The sequence below is a fragment of the Pseudomonas sp. BN414 genome, assembly GCF_029871275.1.
Lineage (GTDB): Bacteria > Pseudomonadota > Gammaproteobacteria > Pseudomonadales > Pseudomonadaceae > Metapseudomonas > Metapseudomonas resinovorans_C.
This window is the reverse complement of the sequence record NZ_SSOL01000079.1, coordinates 426,497-441,095: the sequence shown is the minus strand read 5'-3', so window position 1 is coordinate 441,095 and position 14,599 is coordinate 426,497. Positions and strand designations below refer to the sequence as shown.

Here is a 14,599-nt window from a genome sequence, read left to right as displayed (position 1 = left end):
CTCAAAGGTGCAGGTCGAAGGCGTCCGCATCGCGCATCGCGGGGAAGCGTTCGCGGTAGGCCGCCAGTTGCGAAGCGGACAGGCTTGAGATGAACACGCCATCGCCATCGCCGGCGTCCAGCAGGTGCTCGCCCTGGAAATCCAGCACCTGGCTGTCGCCACTGTAACCATGGCCCTTGCCGTCAGTACCGACGCGGTTCACCGCCGCCACGTAGCAGAGGTTCTCGATGGCCCGTGCCGGCAGCAGGCGGTTCCAGTGATGGCGGCGGGCAGCCGGCCAGTTGGCGGTGTACAGGAGCAGGTCGGTATCGTTGGGATCGCGACTCCACACCGGGAAGCGCAGGTCGTAGCAGATCAGCGGGCGCACTCGCCAACCCTTGAGCTCGAACAGTGCCTGGGTCTCACCCGGTGTGTAGTGCTTGTGCTCACCCGCCATGCGGAACAGGTGGCGCTTGTCGTAATGCAGAATCTCGCCATCCGGACGCACCCAGAGCAGGCGGTTGCGATGGCTGCCATCGGCGGCCTGGATGATGACGCTACCGGTAATCACCGCATCCAGGCGCCGCGCCTGTTCGCGCAGCCAGACGTGCGTCGGACCTTCTTCGGGCTCGGCGAGAGCTGCCGAATCCATGGAGAACCCAGTGGTGAACATCTCCGGCAGGACGATCAGGTCCGCACCTCTCGCCTGCTCCAGCAGGGTTTCGAAGTGCGCGAGGTTCGCGGCGCGGTCGTGCCAGGCCAGGGTGGTCTGCACGAGAGCCAGCTTGAGGTCAGGCAGGGAGGTCAGATCGCGCATAGCTTTTCCGCCGCCTCGCGCAGCGTCTCCTCACGTTTGGCGAAGCAGAACCGTACCAGGCGCAGGTCTTTCGGCGCTTGCTGGTAGAACACCGAAACCGGAATGGCGGCGACGCCATGCTCGCGGGTCAGCCATTCGGACATGGCCACGTCGTCCAGGTCGTTGCGAATGGCGCTGTAGTCCACCAGTTGGAAGTAGGTGCCGGCGGCGCGGGTGAAACGGAAGCGCGAACCGGCCAGCAGGTCGCAGAACAGGTCGCGCTTGGCCTGATAGAAGGCGGGAAGTTCAGCCAGGTGCTCCGGGTGCGCAGCCATGAAATCGGCCAACGCCCATTGCAACGGGGTGACACCGCAGAAGTTCACGTACTGGTGGACCTTGCGTAGCTCGGCGGACAGCGAAGGCGGTGCCACCACGTAGCCCGTCTTCCAGCCGGTGACGTGATAGGTCTTGCCGAACGAGCTGACCACGAAGGAGCGGGCGTAGAGCTCGTCATGGGCGAGCACGCTGACGTGGCCAACACCGTCGAACACTAGGTGCTCGTAGACCTCATCCGATACCAGGTAGATATCGCGGTCGCGGATCAGCTCGGCCAACTGGTCCAGCTCAACGCGGGAGATCAGCGCACCGCTGGGGTTGTGCGGGCTGTTGAGGATGATCATGCGTGTGCGCGGGCTGAGGGCGTCGCGCATGCGCTGCCAGTCGATGGAGAAGCCCGGCAGTGCCAGGGGTACGTGCACGCAGCGGCCGCCTGCGAGTTCCACCGACGGCTCATAGCTGTCGTAGCAGGGGTCGAGGACGATTACTTCGTCGCCAGCGCGAACCACCGCCTGGATAGCGCAGAAGATGGCTTCAGTAGCGCCGGGGGTGACGGTCACCTCGCTATCAGCGCTGACCTGGCGACCATAGAAGGTAGCAACCTTGGCGGCCACCTGCTCGCGCAGGGCCGGCAGGCCGGTCATGGGGGCGTACTGGTTATGTCCGCTGGCGATGTGCCGGCCGACCGCGTCGCACAGGGCAGCAGGCGCGGGGAAATCCGGGAAGCCCTGGGACAGGTTGATGGCGCCGACTTCAGCGGCGAGCTGGGACATGCGGGTGAAGATGGTGGTGCCGACGTTGGGCAACTTGCTGGCGATCATTTCTTCAGGCTGCTGGCGACTGGGAAGTGGGTCATAGCTTAAGGCCTGAGGGGTTTCGCCACCACAGGAATGGCCCTGTAGGAGCCAGCTCTGCTGGCGAAACATTGTGCCGACTCAGTTCGCGAGCAGAGCTCGCTCCTACCTGTAACGGTGCCCCTAAATGAAAAAGGGCGCCCGAAGGCGCCCTCTTTCGTACCGGTCAATCAGCGCTTCTTGTCGCGGCGCTTCTTCTCGGCCTTCTTGTGGTGCGACATGAGGCGGCGCTTCTTGTTCACCTGACGCTCGGTCAAGGTGTTCTTCTTGCCCTCGTAAGGGTTCTCGCCGCCCTTGTACTCGATGCGGATCGGCGTACCGACCAGCTTGAGCACGCGCCGGTAGGTATTTTCCAGATAGCGCGAGTAGGACTTCGGCACCGACTCGACCTGGTTGCCGTGGATCACGATCAGCGGCGGGTTGGCGCCACCCAGGTGGGCGTAGCGCAGCTTGATGCGGCGACCGTTGACCAGCGGCGGCTGGTGCTCCTGCACCGCGTCCTCGAGGATCTGGGTCAGGCGGCTGGTCGGCCAACGGGTGATGGCCGAGCGGAACGAGTCCTGCACCGACTTGTACAGGTGACCGACGCCAGTGCCGTGCAACGCGGAAATGAAGTGGATGTCGGCGAAATCGACGAAGAACAGCCGGCGCTCCAGCTCGGTCTTCACGTAGTCGCGCTCGCTCGGCTCCATGCCGTCCCACTTGTTCAGGGCGATGACCAGCGCGCGGCCGGTTTCCAGCACAAAGCCCAACAGGTTGAGGTCGTGCTCGACCACGCCTTCACGGGCGTCCATCACGAAGACCACCACGTTGGCGTCCTGGATGGCCTGGAGGGTTTTCACCACCGAGAACTTTTCCACCGCCTCGAAGATCTTGCCGCGACGGCGTACGCCCGCGGTGTCGATGAGGGTGTACTTCTCTTCGTTGCGCTCGAAGGGGATGTAGATGCTGTCGCGCGTGGTCCCGGCCTGGTCGTACACGATCACTCGTTCTTCGCCGAGCATGCGGTTGACCAGGGTGGATTTGCCGACGTTGGGGCGGCCGATGATGGCGATCTTGATGCCATCCTTCTCGCTCGGTCCCGGAATGCGCTTGGCTTCCTCGCCTTCGGCGACCACTTCGGCTTCGGCGGCGGCCTCTTCGTCAGCCTGGTCGTCACGACCAAACTCACCCAGTGCTTCCTGCAGCATCTGGGTGATACCGCGACCATGGGCAGCGGCGATCGGCAGGGCGTCGCCCAGCCCCAGGGGGCTGAACTCGGCGCGGGCGATATCCGGATCGACGGTATCGACCTTGTTCGCCACCAGGAAACTGCGCTTGTTCCGCTTGCGCAGGTGCTCAGCGATCATCTGGTCGGCGGCGGTCATGCCGGCGCGGGAGTCGACCATGAACAGCACCGCATCGGCTTCTTCGATGGCCTGCAGGGACTGCTCGGCCATTTTCGCGTCGATGCCTTCCTCGTCGCCGGAGATACCGCCGGTGTCGATGACGATGAAGGTGCGGCCCTGCCACTTCGCCTCGCCGTACTGGCGGTCACGGGTAAGACCTGCGTACTCCGCGACGATCGCGTTGCGGGTCTTGGTCAGGCGGTTGAACAGGGTGGACTTGCCGACGTTGGGCCGACCCACCAGGGCAATTACGGGAACCATGAGGCTCTCCACTCGTTATTTCAGAAAACACAAAGGCCGCTGCCGTTCGACGGCAGCGGCCGGGTATCAAGCTTCAGCTTAGCGGATGGTCAGGCCGACCAGCTTTCCGCCGTTGCCGTAGGCATACATCCACTCGCCGACCACCAGCGGACGGGCACGCAGGCCGTCGCCGTCGATCTTCGTGCGGCCGACGAAGTGACCATCCACCTGGCTCAGCAGGTGCAGGTAGCCTTCGAAGTCACCGACCGCCACATAGCTGGAAAACACTTCCGGCGCGGACAGCTGGCGACGGGCCAGGGAATCGTTGCTCCACAGGGCGGAGGCGGAACGCTCATCCACGCCTTCCACGGTGCCATTGGCCAGGCTCACGTAGACGTTACCGAAGCCCTGGGCAACACCGGCGTAGCTGGACGCCTCGCGCTGCCAGAGCACACGGCCGCTTTCCAGGTCCAGCGCCGCAACGCGCCCCTGGTAGGTGGCCATGTAGAGGGTACCGCCGGAGAGCAGCAGGCCGCCGTCGATGTCCACGACGCGATCCAGCTCGGAGCGGCCCTGGGGCACAGCCACGCGCTGTTCCCAGACCGGAATGCCGCGCTTGATATCCAGCGCGAGCACCTTGCCGGTGGAAAGGCCGGCTACGGCCAGGTTGTTGGTCACGATGGGCGCGCCGGTACCACGAAGGGTCAGCACGGCCGGGGTGTTCTCGTAGATCCAGAGCTGGTTGCCGGTGGCGGCTTCGAAGCCGAACAGGGTGTCGTTCTGGGTCTGCACGACCACCACGTCACCGTTGTTGGCCGCCGGAGCCAGCACTTCGCCGTTGACGCGGGCACGCCACTTCTCTTCGCCGTTGGTGGCGTCCAGAGCAACGATTTCGCCCTTCAGGGTGCCGACCATCACCAGGCCGTAACCAACGCCAACAGCGCCGGAAACCGGCAGTTCGAGATCCTGTTTCCAGATCACGTCGCCATTGAAGCGATTGAGCGCCATGACCTCGCCGTTCACATCCGAGGCGTAGATGGTGTCGCCGTCGACAGCGGGCACCAACAGGTTGTAGGTCTCACCCTGGCCATCGCCGATCGAACGGCTCCAGCCCTTGTCCAGCGTCACTTCTTCAGTGATATCGGGCAGCTCGGCGGGCGGCAGTTCCTTCTTGCTGTTGCTGCTGCAGCCCACGGCCAGAACGGCGAGGGCCAGCACTGCGGCATTCTTCCAACGCATCACGTCACGCGTCCCCTTTTGCCAGGTCGTCGAGCTTCATCTGCAGGCCACCCACGGCGGCGTCTTCGGGCAGTGCGGCCTTGGCTTTCAGGTAGGCGGCATGCGCATCGTCGGCGCGACCCAGCTGAACCAGCAGGTCGCCCTTGAGTTCTTCGCGACTGGCAGCGAAGGCCTTGTCGGCATCGCCATCCAGCAGCTTGAGGGCTTCATCGGCCTTGTCCTGGGCAGCCAGAACACGGGCCAAACGCTGACGCGCCAGTTCGCCCAGGGTTGCGTCGGCAGGCTTGTCGAGCACGGACTTGAGTTCAGCAGCGGCGTCATCCAGCTTGCCGGCCTCGACCGCGACCTTGGCCACGAACAGGCTGCCGTACTGGGCGTAGTGGGTACCGCCGAAGTCGCTCTTCAGTTTGCCGGCCAGCTCGGCGACCTTCGCCGAATCGGGGGTGCCGCTCGGGTTCAGAGCGGTTTCCAGCAGTTGCTGGTAAACGATAGAGGCACCCTGGGCCTGATTGGATTCGTACTTCTGCCAGGCCTGCCAACCAAAGACCACCGCCAGCGCCAATGCGCCGCCAGTGAGCATGGGTTTGCCGTTGCGCTGCCACCAGTCCCTGAATTGCGCAATCTGTTCTTCTTCAGTCTGCATGCTTAACCCCGTACTCCTGATCTTTGTTTGCTCAAGCCTGCTTCAGGCAGGCTGCGAGATGCTCGGCCAGAGCATCCCAGGCAATGCTTTGTTGTTCGCTGTCGTCGCGAAGCGGTTTGCAACCTACCACGCGCTTGGCCAGTTCGTCGTCCCCCAGGATCAACGCGTAGCGAGCACCGCTCTTGTCGGCTTTCTTGAACTGGCTCTTGAAGCTGCCAGCACCGGCGTTGACCAGCAGGCGCAGGCCCGGAACGGCATCACGCAGCTGCTCGGAAAGGCCGAGCGCAGCCAGCTCGGCGGCTTCGCCGAAGGCACAGATATAAACGTCGGCCGGGCTGTTCAGCTCGTCCGGCACCAGGCCGAGGGTTTCCAGCAGCAGCACGAGACGCTCGACGCCCATGGCATAACCCACGCCCGGGGTCGGCTTGCCGCCGAACTGGGAGACCAGGCCATCGTATCGGCCGCCGGCACAGACGGTGCCCTGGGAGCCCAGCTTGTCGGTCACCCACTCGAAGACGGTGCGGCTGTAGTAGTCCAGGCCGCGTACCAGCTTCTGATTGATTTCATAGCGAATGCCCACGGCATCCAGTCGCGCCTTGAGGGCTTCGAAATGGACCAGGGACTCTTCGTCGAGGTAGTCGTGCAGGGTCGGCGCGTCCACCAACAGGGCCTGGGTGCCACCGTCCTTGCTATCGAGAATGCGCAGGGGATTGGTGGTCAGACGGCGCTGGCTGTCTTCGTCCAGCAGGTCGTAACGATCTTGCAGGTAAGCCACCAGGGCATCGCGGTAGCGGGCGCGGGCCTCGCTGGAACCCAGGCTGTTCAGCTGCAGGGTCACGGCGTCAGACAGGCCGAGCTTCTTCCACAGGCGCCAAGTGAGCACGATCAGCTCGGCATCGATGTCCGGGCCAGGCAGGTTGAACACTTCCACGCCCATCTGGTGGAACTGGCGATAGCGGCCTTTCTGCGGCTTCTCGTAACGGAACATGGGGCCGGCGTACCACAGCTTCTGAACCTGGCCACCGCCGGTGAGGCCATGCTCGAGCACGGCGCGCACGCAGCCTGCGGTGCCTTCCGGACGCATGGTAAGCGACTCTTCGTTGCGATCGAGGAAGGTGTACATCTCCTTGTCGACCACATCGGTGCCTTCGCCGATGCCGCGCGCGAACAGCTCGGTGAACTCGAGGATCGGCAGGCGGATTTCCTTGTAACCGTAGGAGTCCAGCAGATCAGCTACGGTGTTTTCCAGATAACGCCAGGCGGGCGTCTGCTCCGGCAGGATGTCGTTCATGCCACGAATGGCTTGCAGGGTCTTGCTCACGTGGATTCCTTCTCTCAGCTACGGGCGATCAGCGCCGCGTCAGCTTCGGCCTTTGCGGCCGCCTTCTCGCGAATGAGCCGCTCCAGCTCGTCCACCAGGTTGTCGTTGTTCAGCTTCTGCGCCGGCTTGCCATCGATGTAGACGAGGTTGTTCGGGGTACCGCCGGTGAGGCCGATATGGGCCTCCTTGGCTTCGCCCGGACCGTTGACCACACAACCGATGACGGCGACGTCCATCGGCACCAGAAGGTCTTCGAGACGGCCTTCCAGTTCGTTCATGGTCTTGACCACATCGAAGTTCTGCCGCGAACAGCTCGGGCAGGCGATGAAGTTGATGCCACGGGAACGCAGGTGCAGGGACTTGAGGATGTCGAAGCCGACCTTGACCTCTTCCACCGGGTCCGCCGCCAGGGAGATGCGGATGGTGTCGCCGATACCTTCGGCCAGCAGCATGCCCAGGCCCACTGCGGATTTCACGGTACCGGAACGCAGGCCACCGGCTTCGGTGATGCCGAGGTGCAGGGGCTGCACGATCTGCTTGGCCAGCAGGCGGTAGGCTTCGACGGCCATGAACACGTCGGATGCCTTCACGCTGACCTTGAAGTCCTGGAAGTCCAGCTTGTCGAGATGTTCCACATGGCGCAGTGCAGACTCGACCAGAGCCTGCGGCGTGGGCTCGCCGTATTTCTTCTGCAGGTCCTTCTCCAGCGAACCGGCGTTAACGCCGATGCGGATCGGGATGCCTTTGTCGCGCGCGGCATCGACCACCGCCCGGACGCGATCTTCGCGACCGATGTTGCCCGGGTTGATGCGCAGGCAGTCGACACCCAGCTCGGCAACGCGCAGGGCGATCTTGTAATCGAAGTGAATGTCCGCCACCAGCGGCACCTGAACCAGTTGCTTGATGCGGCCGAAGGCCTCGGCAGCGTCCATGTCCGGCACGGAAATCCGGACGATATCGACGCCGGCATCCACCAGGCGCTGGATCTGCCCAACGGTGGCGGCGACATCACAGGTGTCGGTGTTGGTCATGCTCTGAACGGCGATAGGCGCATCCCCGCCCACCGGAACCGAGCCAACCCAGATTTTCCGCGAGACGCGGCGTTTGATCGGTGATTCGCAATGCATGACTTATTGCCCCAACTTCAGGCGCGCGGTCTCGCCGCGGACGTAAGGCGCCACGTCGACCGACTGGCCGTTGTAGCTCAGCTGGGCGCCACGAGCGAAACCGAGGCGAACTTCCAGCGGTGCCTTGCCGGCCAGCTCCAGGCTGTCGCCGGTACGTTTAAGGGCGCTGACCAGCACCTTGCCGTTGGCGTCGGTGACCTGGGTCCAGCAATTGGCGGTGAACTGGATACGCAACACACCCTGGCCCTGCTGTGCGACCACGGGGGCCGACGCGGGAGCCGCAGGGGCTGCGGGAGCCGGGGTTACTGCAGCGACAGCGGGAGTCTCGGGCTGGGCAACCGCAGGCGCAGGCGCAGCAGGAGCGACTGCAGGCGCGGACGGCTGCGCGACGACCGGGGCGCTCGGAGCGGCGGCGATTGCCGGTGCCGGGGTCTGCGCCGGAGCCGCAGGAGCGACCGGTGCGGTCTCGCCGGCCGGGGCAACCGGTGCGGTACCTTCAGTGGCCGGCTGCTCAGGCTGTGCAGCGGTCTCCGGCGATACCTGGGCAGGTGCGGGCACCTGGCTTTCCTGGGCCTCGGCTACCGCCTGGTCTTCGGGTTCGTCGAGCGGGTGGATCTGGGTGGTGCCGTCGGCACTTTCCACTTCCACATGTTCCATGTTCACGCTGGCTGCTTCTTCGCTGTTGCGGCTGGAATGCTCCTGCCACCAGAAGAAGCCCACCGCGCCCAGAGCTACCAGGATGATGAAGCTGACGACACGCAGCACGCTCTGGGACAGGCGCACCGGCTCTTCGATGCGCCCCAGGCTGTGCACATTGCTGCCCTTGGCATCGGTGCCGGTGTAATGGTCGAACTCGGCGACCAGTGCAGCCTGGTCCATACCCAGGAACTTGGCGTAGGCGCGCACGTAACCGCGGGCGAAGGTGTGCCCTGGCAACTGGTCGAAATCGCCGGCTTCGAGCTGGCGCACGGCATGCTCGGTCAGGTTCAGGTGACGGGCGACCTCACCCAGGCTCAGATCCTTGCTCTCACGGGCCTGACGCAGGGTTACACCTGGGTTGGCGCGGGTCGCCGCTACAGCTTCGGGATGCGACGCTTTCATCATTGCTCCGACAGGTATTGCTGATATTCCGGCGTGCCGGGATAAAGTCGTTTGAGTTGCAGACCGAGGCTGGCGGCCTGGTCACGGTCTTCGAAAATGGTCGACAGACGCGCGCCGAGCAACAGGCTGCGAGCATTCTGCGGGGCGATCTGCGAATAGCGCTCGTAGTAGTCGCGAGCCGGCACGTACTGCTTTTCATCGAAAGCCAGCTGGGCCATCTCCAGCAACGCCAGGGGCTGCTGCCGGTTCAGGCGCAACGCCTTGTCGAAATGCTGTTTGGCCAGGGCCGGGTTGTTCATCTTCAGGGCGGTCAGGCCGAGGTTCTCGAACACCCGCGAGCGCTCCGGGTAGAGGTTGTCTTCGGCGGCCTGCTGGAAGCGTTCGTAGGCTTCCTTGTAGCGCTTCTGCTCGTACAGGAAGGTGCCGTAGTTGTTGAGGATGCGCGGATCGTTACGGGACGACAGGGCCTTGCGGTAATGCTGGTCGGCCAGGTCCGGCTCCATTTCGGTCTGGAACACCAGCGCCAGGGCCGCGTTGGCATCAGCGTTGGACGGATCCATCTCGAGGGCTTTCTTCAGCGGCACCTTGGCACGTTCGGTGGCGCCCTGCTTGAGGTAGCCGATGCCCAGGTTGATATACGCATCACGCGCTGCATCGCGGCCCGCGTCGGTTTTCATCGGGTCGACCTGACCAGTCGACACGCAAGCCGCGAGCAGTACGGTGGAAACGAGGAGCAGCGCAGCGCGCAGGGTCATGGGTTGTCCTTCTTTAGTTCCGGTTCGCGGCGTTATTGGACGCCTCCGCTTCGGCGTTCAGCTGGCGCACGGCGATGTAGCGCTCGCTGCGGCGGGTACGGTCCATGACCTGGCCGACCAGCTGGCCGCATGCGGCATCGATGTCTTCGCCACGAGTGGTGCGGACGGTGACATTGTGCCCGGCCTTGTGCAACAGGTCCTGGAAGCGGCGGATCGCATTATTGCTCGGCCGCTCGTAACCCGAGTGCGGGAAGGGATTGAACGGAATCAGGTTGATCTTGCAGGGGAAGTCCTTGAGCAGCTCGATCATCTGGGAAGCGTGTTCGGGCTGGTCGTTGACGTCCTTGAGGAGGGTGTACTCGATGGTCAGCACGCGCTTCTCACCCAGGCGGGAGATGTAGCGGCGGCAGGCATCGAGCACCACTTCAAGAGGGTACTTCTTGTTGATCGGCACCAACTGGTTGCGCAGGGGGTCGTTCGGCGCGTGCAGCGACAGCGCGAGGGAAACGTCGATCACCTCGCCCAGCTTGTCGATCATCGGCGCCACGCCCGAGGTGGACAGGGTCACCTTGCGTTTGGAGATGCCGTAGCCGAGGTCGTCCATCATGATGTTCATGGCGGCGACGACGTTGTCGAAATTCAGCAGCGGTTCGCCCATGCCCATCATCACCACGTTGGTGATGGCACGGTCGATCTTCGCGGGAATGGTCCCGAAGGACTTGTTGGCGATCCACACCTGACCGATCACTTCGGCGGCGGTGAGGTCGCTGTTGAAACCTTGCTTGCCCGTGGAGCAGAAGCTGCAGTCCAGGGCGCATCCAGCCTGAGACGAGACACACAGCGTGCCGCGGCCGCCTTGCGGGATGTATACGGTTTCGACGCAGCTGCCGGAGGCAACGCGGACCACCCATTTACGGGTGCCATCGCTGGAAATGTCCTGGCTGACCACTTCCGGGCCGCGAATCTCGGCAGAAGCCTTGAGCTTGTCGCGCAAGGCCTTGCCGATATTGCTCATGGCGTCGAAATCATCGACGCCAAAGTGGTGAATCCACTTCATCACCTGACCGGCGCGGAAGCGTTTCTCCCCGATGGACTCGAAGAAGCTTTCCAGTTGCGGCTGGGTCAGACCCAGCAGGTTCACTTTACCGGTCGATTCAGTCATGGCTTCACCCTCTCCCATTCGCGATTAGCGAATGCGAGCGCACACCTCGGTGGCGGCGAAGAAGTAGGAGATTTCGCGAGCAGCGGAAGCCTCGGAATCCGAACCGTGTACGGCGTTTTCGTCGATGGAAACAGCGTAATCGGCGCGGATGGTGCCAGCGTCGGCTTTCTTCGGATCGGTCGCGCCCATCAGCTCACGGTTCTTGGCAACGGCGTTCTCGCCTTCCAGAACCTGAACGACTACCGGACCGGAAGTCATGAAGGAAACCAGGTCCTTGAAGAAGGGACGCTCTTTGTGCTCAGCGTAGAAACCGCCGGCTTCGCGCTCGGACAGTTGAACCATCTTGGCGGCAACGACGCGCAGGCCGGCCTTTTCGAAGCGGGTGATGATCTCGCCCACTACGTTCTTGGCAACAGCGTCCGGCTTGATGATGGAGAGAGTACGTTCGACAGCCATGGAAAAACTCCAGAAACAAGGATTAAAGCGAAAAATTAAACCCGCGAATTATACGCGGGTTAGGGGGAAATGCGTAGGGCCGGAGCCCAGGGGTGGACGTCGCTCAGTCGGCTTCTTCGATCCAGGCGGCCTGTACGGCCTCCAGGACCTTTTCGCCACCGCGCTTGGGATCGTCGGAGAACTCCGGAAGCGCCACAATCCAGTTGTGCAGATCGACGAAGTTCACGTAGCGCGGATCGACCTCCGGCTTGGATTCAGCGAGCTGGATGGCGATTTCCAGCACGTCCGTCCATTTCAGGCTCATGTTGCACTCCAGAAGCGGCTCCGGACTCGCCAACCAAGGGCGAAGTAGCGGAGTTCATACGCGGTAAATGAGCGGCCCGAGCCTGTTACCAGATGCAACAGGCTGCGAACGCTGTATCAGTGCCCTTCGGACACCTGGTTGATGGTGTATTTCGGGATTTCCACCACCAGGTCCTCGTCAGCCACCAGCGCCTGACAGGACAGGCGCGAATTTGGCTCCAGACCCCAGGCCTTGTCCAGCATGTCGTCTTCCAGTTCGTCGGAAGCCTCCATGGAATTGAAACCCTCGCGCACCACCACATGACAGGTGGTGCAGGCGCAGGACTTCTCACAGGCGTGCTCGATGTCGATGCCGCTACGCAGGGCGGCATTCAGGATGCTTTCGCCCGGCTGCGCCTCGATCACGGCACCCTCGGGGCAATGCTCGGCGTGGGGCAGGAAGATGATCTGCGGCATTTCTGGTTCAATCCTCGATTTCGTTGAGTCGGCGGCCGGACAGGGCAGCCTTGACGGCGGCATCCATCCGACGCGCAGCAAAGGCATCGGTCACCTGGGACAGGCGCTTGATCTGGGCCTCGATGGCGACGACATCACTGCCGATCGCCAGCTCGCGCAGGGTCTGCATGCTGTCGAGGATGGCGGCGCGCTCGGTATCGTCCAGCAGGCGTTCCCCATCGACCTCCAGCGCAGCCTGGACAGCTTCCAGCAGGCGCTCGGCCTCGACCTGCTGTTCGCGCAGGGCACGGGCATTCTTGTCTTCGCCGGCGTATTCGAAGGAGTCCTTCAGCATGCGAGAGATTTCGCCATCGGTCAGGCCATAGGACGGCTTCACCTGGATGCTCGCCTCGACGCCTGAAGCCAGTTCGCGGGCAGTCACGCCCAGCAGGCCGTCGGCATCCACCTGGAAGGTCACACGAATCTTCGCCGCACCCGCCACCATCGGCGGGATGCCACGCAACTCGAAGCGCGCCAGGGAACGGCAATCCTTGATCAGCTCGCGCTCACCCTGGAGCACGTGGATCATCATGGCCGTCTGGCCATCCTTGTAGGTGGTGAAGTCCTGGGCGCGAGCCACTGGGATCGTGGTGTTGCGCGGAATCACCTTCTCCATCAGCCCACCCATGGTTTCCAGGCCGAGCGACAGCGGAATCACGTCGAGCAACAGCAGCTCTTCGCCGCGCTTGTTGCCCGCCAGGGTATCGGCCTGTACGGCAGCACCAATGGCCACGACCTGGTCAGGATCGATATCGGTCAGCGGTTGGCGGCCGAACATTTCCGCCGCTGCCTCGCGAACGCGCGGCACGCGGGTGGAACCGCCGACCATGACAACGGCCTCGACCTCATCCAGCTCGATGCCAGCGTCCCGCACCGCGCGACGACAGGCTTTGAGGCTGCGGGCAACCATGGGCTCGATCAGGGCGTCGAACTGCCCGCGAGTGAGCGTGCCGCGCCAATCGCCATGGACCAGCTCGACGCTGTCGGCATCGGTCAGGGCTTCCTTCGCATCGCAGGCAGTACGCAACAGACTGCGCTGTGCGCCAGGATCGAGATCAGCGGAAAGACCTGCCTGCTCGACTATCCAGCCAGCCATCGCATGATCGAAATCATCACCGCCCAGCGCGCTGTCGCCGCCGGTGGCCATGACTTCGAAGACGCCACGAGACAGGCGCAGGATGGAGATATCGAAGGTGCCGCCGCCCAGGTCGTAGATGGCGACCACGCCTTCGGCCTGCTTGTCCAGGCCATAGGCCACGGCAGCGGCGGTAGGTTCGTTGAGCAGACGCAGCACATTGAGCCCGGCAAGACGCGCGGCATCCTTGGTGGCCTGGCGCTGGGCCTCATCGAAGTAGGCCGGGACCGTGATCACCGCGCCCACCAGCTCGCCACCGAGGGTCTGCTCGGCGCGCTGACGCAGGGCCTTGAGAATATCGGCCGAGACTTCCACCGGGCTCTTGGCGCCCTGGACGGTCTCGATGAAGGGCATGTGCGATTCGCCACCCACGAAGCGATAGGGCAGTTGCTCGCCCAATTGCTTGACGTCTTCCAGTCCACGCCCCATGAAGCGCTTGACGGAAATAATGGTGTTGAACGGATCACTGGCGGCAGCCTGCTTGGCGCTGCGGCCAACTTCGACGCGATCGGCGTGATAGCGGACTGCAGAAGGCAGGATGACCTGTCCATTGTCATCCGGCAGGGGTTCGGCGACACCGCTGCGCACGGCAGCGACCAGCGAATTGGTGGTACCCAGGTCAATACCCACCGCCAGGCGGCGCTGGTGCGGCTGGGGGCTCAGTCCGGGTTCGGCGATCTGCAGTAAGGCCATGCTTGTCTATTTATCAGGCGTACCGGCAACCATGACGGCATCGCGGGTTAATCGTCGAGGCGCTCTTCCAGTTGGCGCACTTCGTGGGTCAGCTTGTCGAGGAACTGCATACGGCGCGCCAGACGCTCGGCATCTTCGCGGCGCTCGGCATCATCCCAGCACTCGGCGAACTCGACATCCAGCTCCGCCTGCGCCACCTTGAGCCGGCGCTTGAACGCACCCGCACCATCAAGGTCCGCGCTGTCGTGCAATTCCTCGAGCTCTTCGCGCCACTGCATCTGCTGCAGCAGGAACTGAGGGTCCTGCACTGTAACTTCCAGCGGCAGCTCCTGCCCCTTCAGCGCCAGCAGATAAAGTGCCCTTCGCGGCGCGCTCTTCAGCGTCTGGTAAGCATCGTTAAGCTGCGCCGCGCGCTCCAGCGCCAGGCGCTGCTCACGCTCGGTCGCATCGGCGAAACGGTCGGGATGGACGGTACGCGCCAGCTCGCGATAACGCGACGCAAGCTGGTCAAGGTCCAGTCGATAACCCGGCTTCAGGTCGAACAGGGCGAAATGACAGGGAGTTCCCACACACGCC

Annotated in this window: 15 protein-coding genes; all 15 read right to left on the bottom strand. The window is 63.5% G+C overall.

Annotated elements, in window-relative coordinates:
• Position 1: 1 nt before the first annotated feature.
• On the bottom strand, positions 2-796 hold the full coding sequence (locus E8E95_RS29900; RefSeq protein ID WP_280356008.1) for an amidohydrolase: 795 nt from the start codon (positions 794-796) through the stop codon (positions 2-4).
• The gene (locus tag E8E95_RS29895; RefSeq protein WP_280356007.1) at positions 784-1,932 is read right to left on the bottom strand and encodes a pyridoxal phosphate-dependent aminotransferase; all 1,149 of its coding nucleotides are present in this window, start codon (positions 1,930-1,932) and stop codon (positions 784-786) included. The genes E8E95_RS29900 and E8E95_RS29895 overlap by 13 nt, the downstream gene beginning before the upstream one ends.
• Positions 1,933-2,135: 203 nt before the next feature.
• Positions 2,136-3,614, bottom strand: coding sequence for a ribosome biogenesis GTPase Der (der, locus tag E8E95_RS29890; RefSeq protein WP_280356005.1), 1,479 nt, complete (start codon positions 3,612-3,614; stop codon positions 2,136-2,138).
• Positions 3,615-3,692: 78 nt separating this feature from the next.
• Positions 3,693-4,835, bottom strand: a complete 1,143-nt coding sequence (bamB, locus tag E8E95_RS29885; protein WP_280356003.1) for an outer membrane protein assembly factor BamB — start codon at positions 4,833-4,835, stop codon at positions 3,693-3,695.
• Position 4,836: 1 nt separating this feature from the next.
• Entirely contained in the window at positions 4,837-5,475 is a 639-nt protein-coding gene (locus E8E95_RS29880; RefSeq protein ID WP_280356001.1) for a YfgM family protein, read from the bottom strand.
• Positions 5,476-5,506: 31 nt separating this feature from the next.
• Positions 5,507-6,796 (bottom strand): histidine--tRNA ligase, encoded by a 1,290-nt coding sequence (gene hisS, locus E8E95_RS29875; protein ID WP_280356000.1) that lies wholly within the window; start codon positions 6,794-6,796, stop codon positions 5,507-5,509.
• Between the two features lie 14 nt (positions 6,797-6,810).
• Entirely contained in the window at positions 6,811-7,923 is a 1,113-nt protein-coding gene (gene ispG / locus E8E95_RS29870) for a flavodoxin-dependent (E)-4-hydroxy-3-methylbut-2-enyl-diphosphate synthase (protein WP_280355998.1), read from the bottom strand.
• Positions 7,924-7,926: 3 nt separating this feature from the next.
• Positions 7,927-9,027: a helix-turn-helix domain-containing protein gene (locus E8E95_RS29865; protein WP_280355996.1), complete on the bottom strand. Its 1,101-nt coding sequence runs from the start codon at positions 9,025-9,027 to the stop codon at positions 7,927-7,929.
• Positions 9,024-9,779: a type IV pilus biogenesis/stability protein PilW gene (gene pilW / locus E8E95_RS29860; protein ID WP_280355994.1), complete on the bottom strand. Its 756-nt coding sequence runs from the start codon at positions 9,777-9,779 to the stop codon at positions 9,024-9,026. The genes E8E95_RS29865 and pilW overlap by 4 nt, the downstream gene beginning before the upstream one ends.
• 13 nt (positions 9,780-9,792) lie before the next feature.
• Positions 9,793-10,941 carry a 23S rRNA (adenine(2503)-C(2))-methyltransferase RlmN gene (gene rlmN, locus E8E95_RS29855; protein ID WP_280355993.1) on the bottom strand — a complete coding sequence of 383 codons (1,149 nt, stop codon included), beginning with the start codon at positions 10,939-10,941 and terminating at the stop codon, positions 9,793-9,795.
• A gap of 24 nt (positions 10,942-10,965) precedes the next feature.
• Complete coding sequence (ndk, locus tag E8E95_RS29850) at positions 10,966-11,397, bottom strand: nucleoside-diphosphate kinase (protein ID WP_077522642.1); 432 nt, start codon at positions 11,395-11,397, stop codon at positions 10,966-10,968.
• Positions 11,398-11,500: 103 nt separating this feature from the next.
• Positions 11,501-11,701 (bottom strand): Fe-S cluster assembly protein IscX, encoded by a 201-nt coding sequence (gene iscX / locus E8E95_RS29845; RefSeq protein WP_280355992.1) that lies wholly within the window; start codon positions 11,699-11,701, stop codon positions 11,501-11,503.
• 116 nt (positions 11,702-11,817) lie between these two features.
• On the bottom strand, positions 11,818-12,156 hold the full coding sequence (gene fdx / locus E8E95_RS29840) for an ISC system 2Fe-2S type ferredoxin (RefSeq protein ID WP_120652805.1): 339 nt from the start codon (positions 12,154-12,156) through the stop codon (positions 11,818-11,820).
• 7 nt (positions 12,157-12,163) lie between these two features.
• Entirely contained in the window at positions 12,164-14,023 is a 1,860-nt protein-coding gene (hscA, locus tag E8E95_RS29835) for a Fe-S protein assembly chaperone HscA (protein ID WP_280355990.1), read from the bottom strand.
• A 47-nt stretch (positions 14,024-14,070) separates the two neighbouring features.
• On the bottom strand, positions 14,071-14,592 hold the full coding sequence (hscB, locus tag E8E95_RS29830) for a co-chaperone HscB (protein ID WP_280355988.1): 522 nt from the start codon (positions 14,590-14,592) through the stop codon (positions 14,071-14,073).
• Between the last annotated feature and the right edge of the window lie 7 nt (positions 14,593-14,599).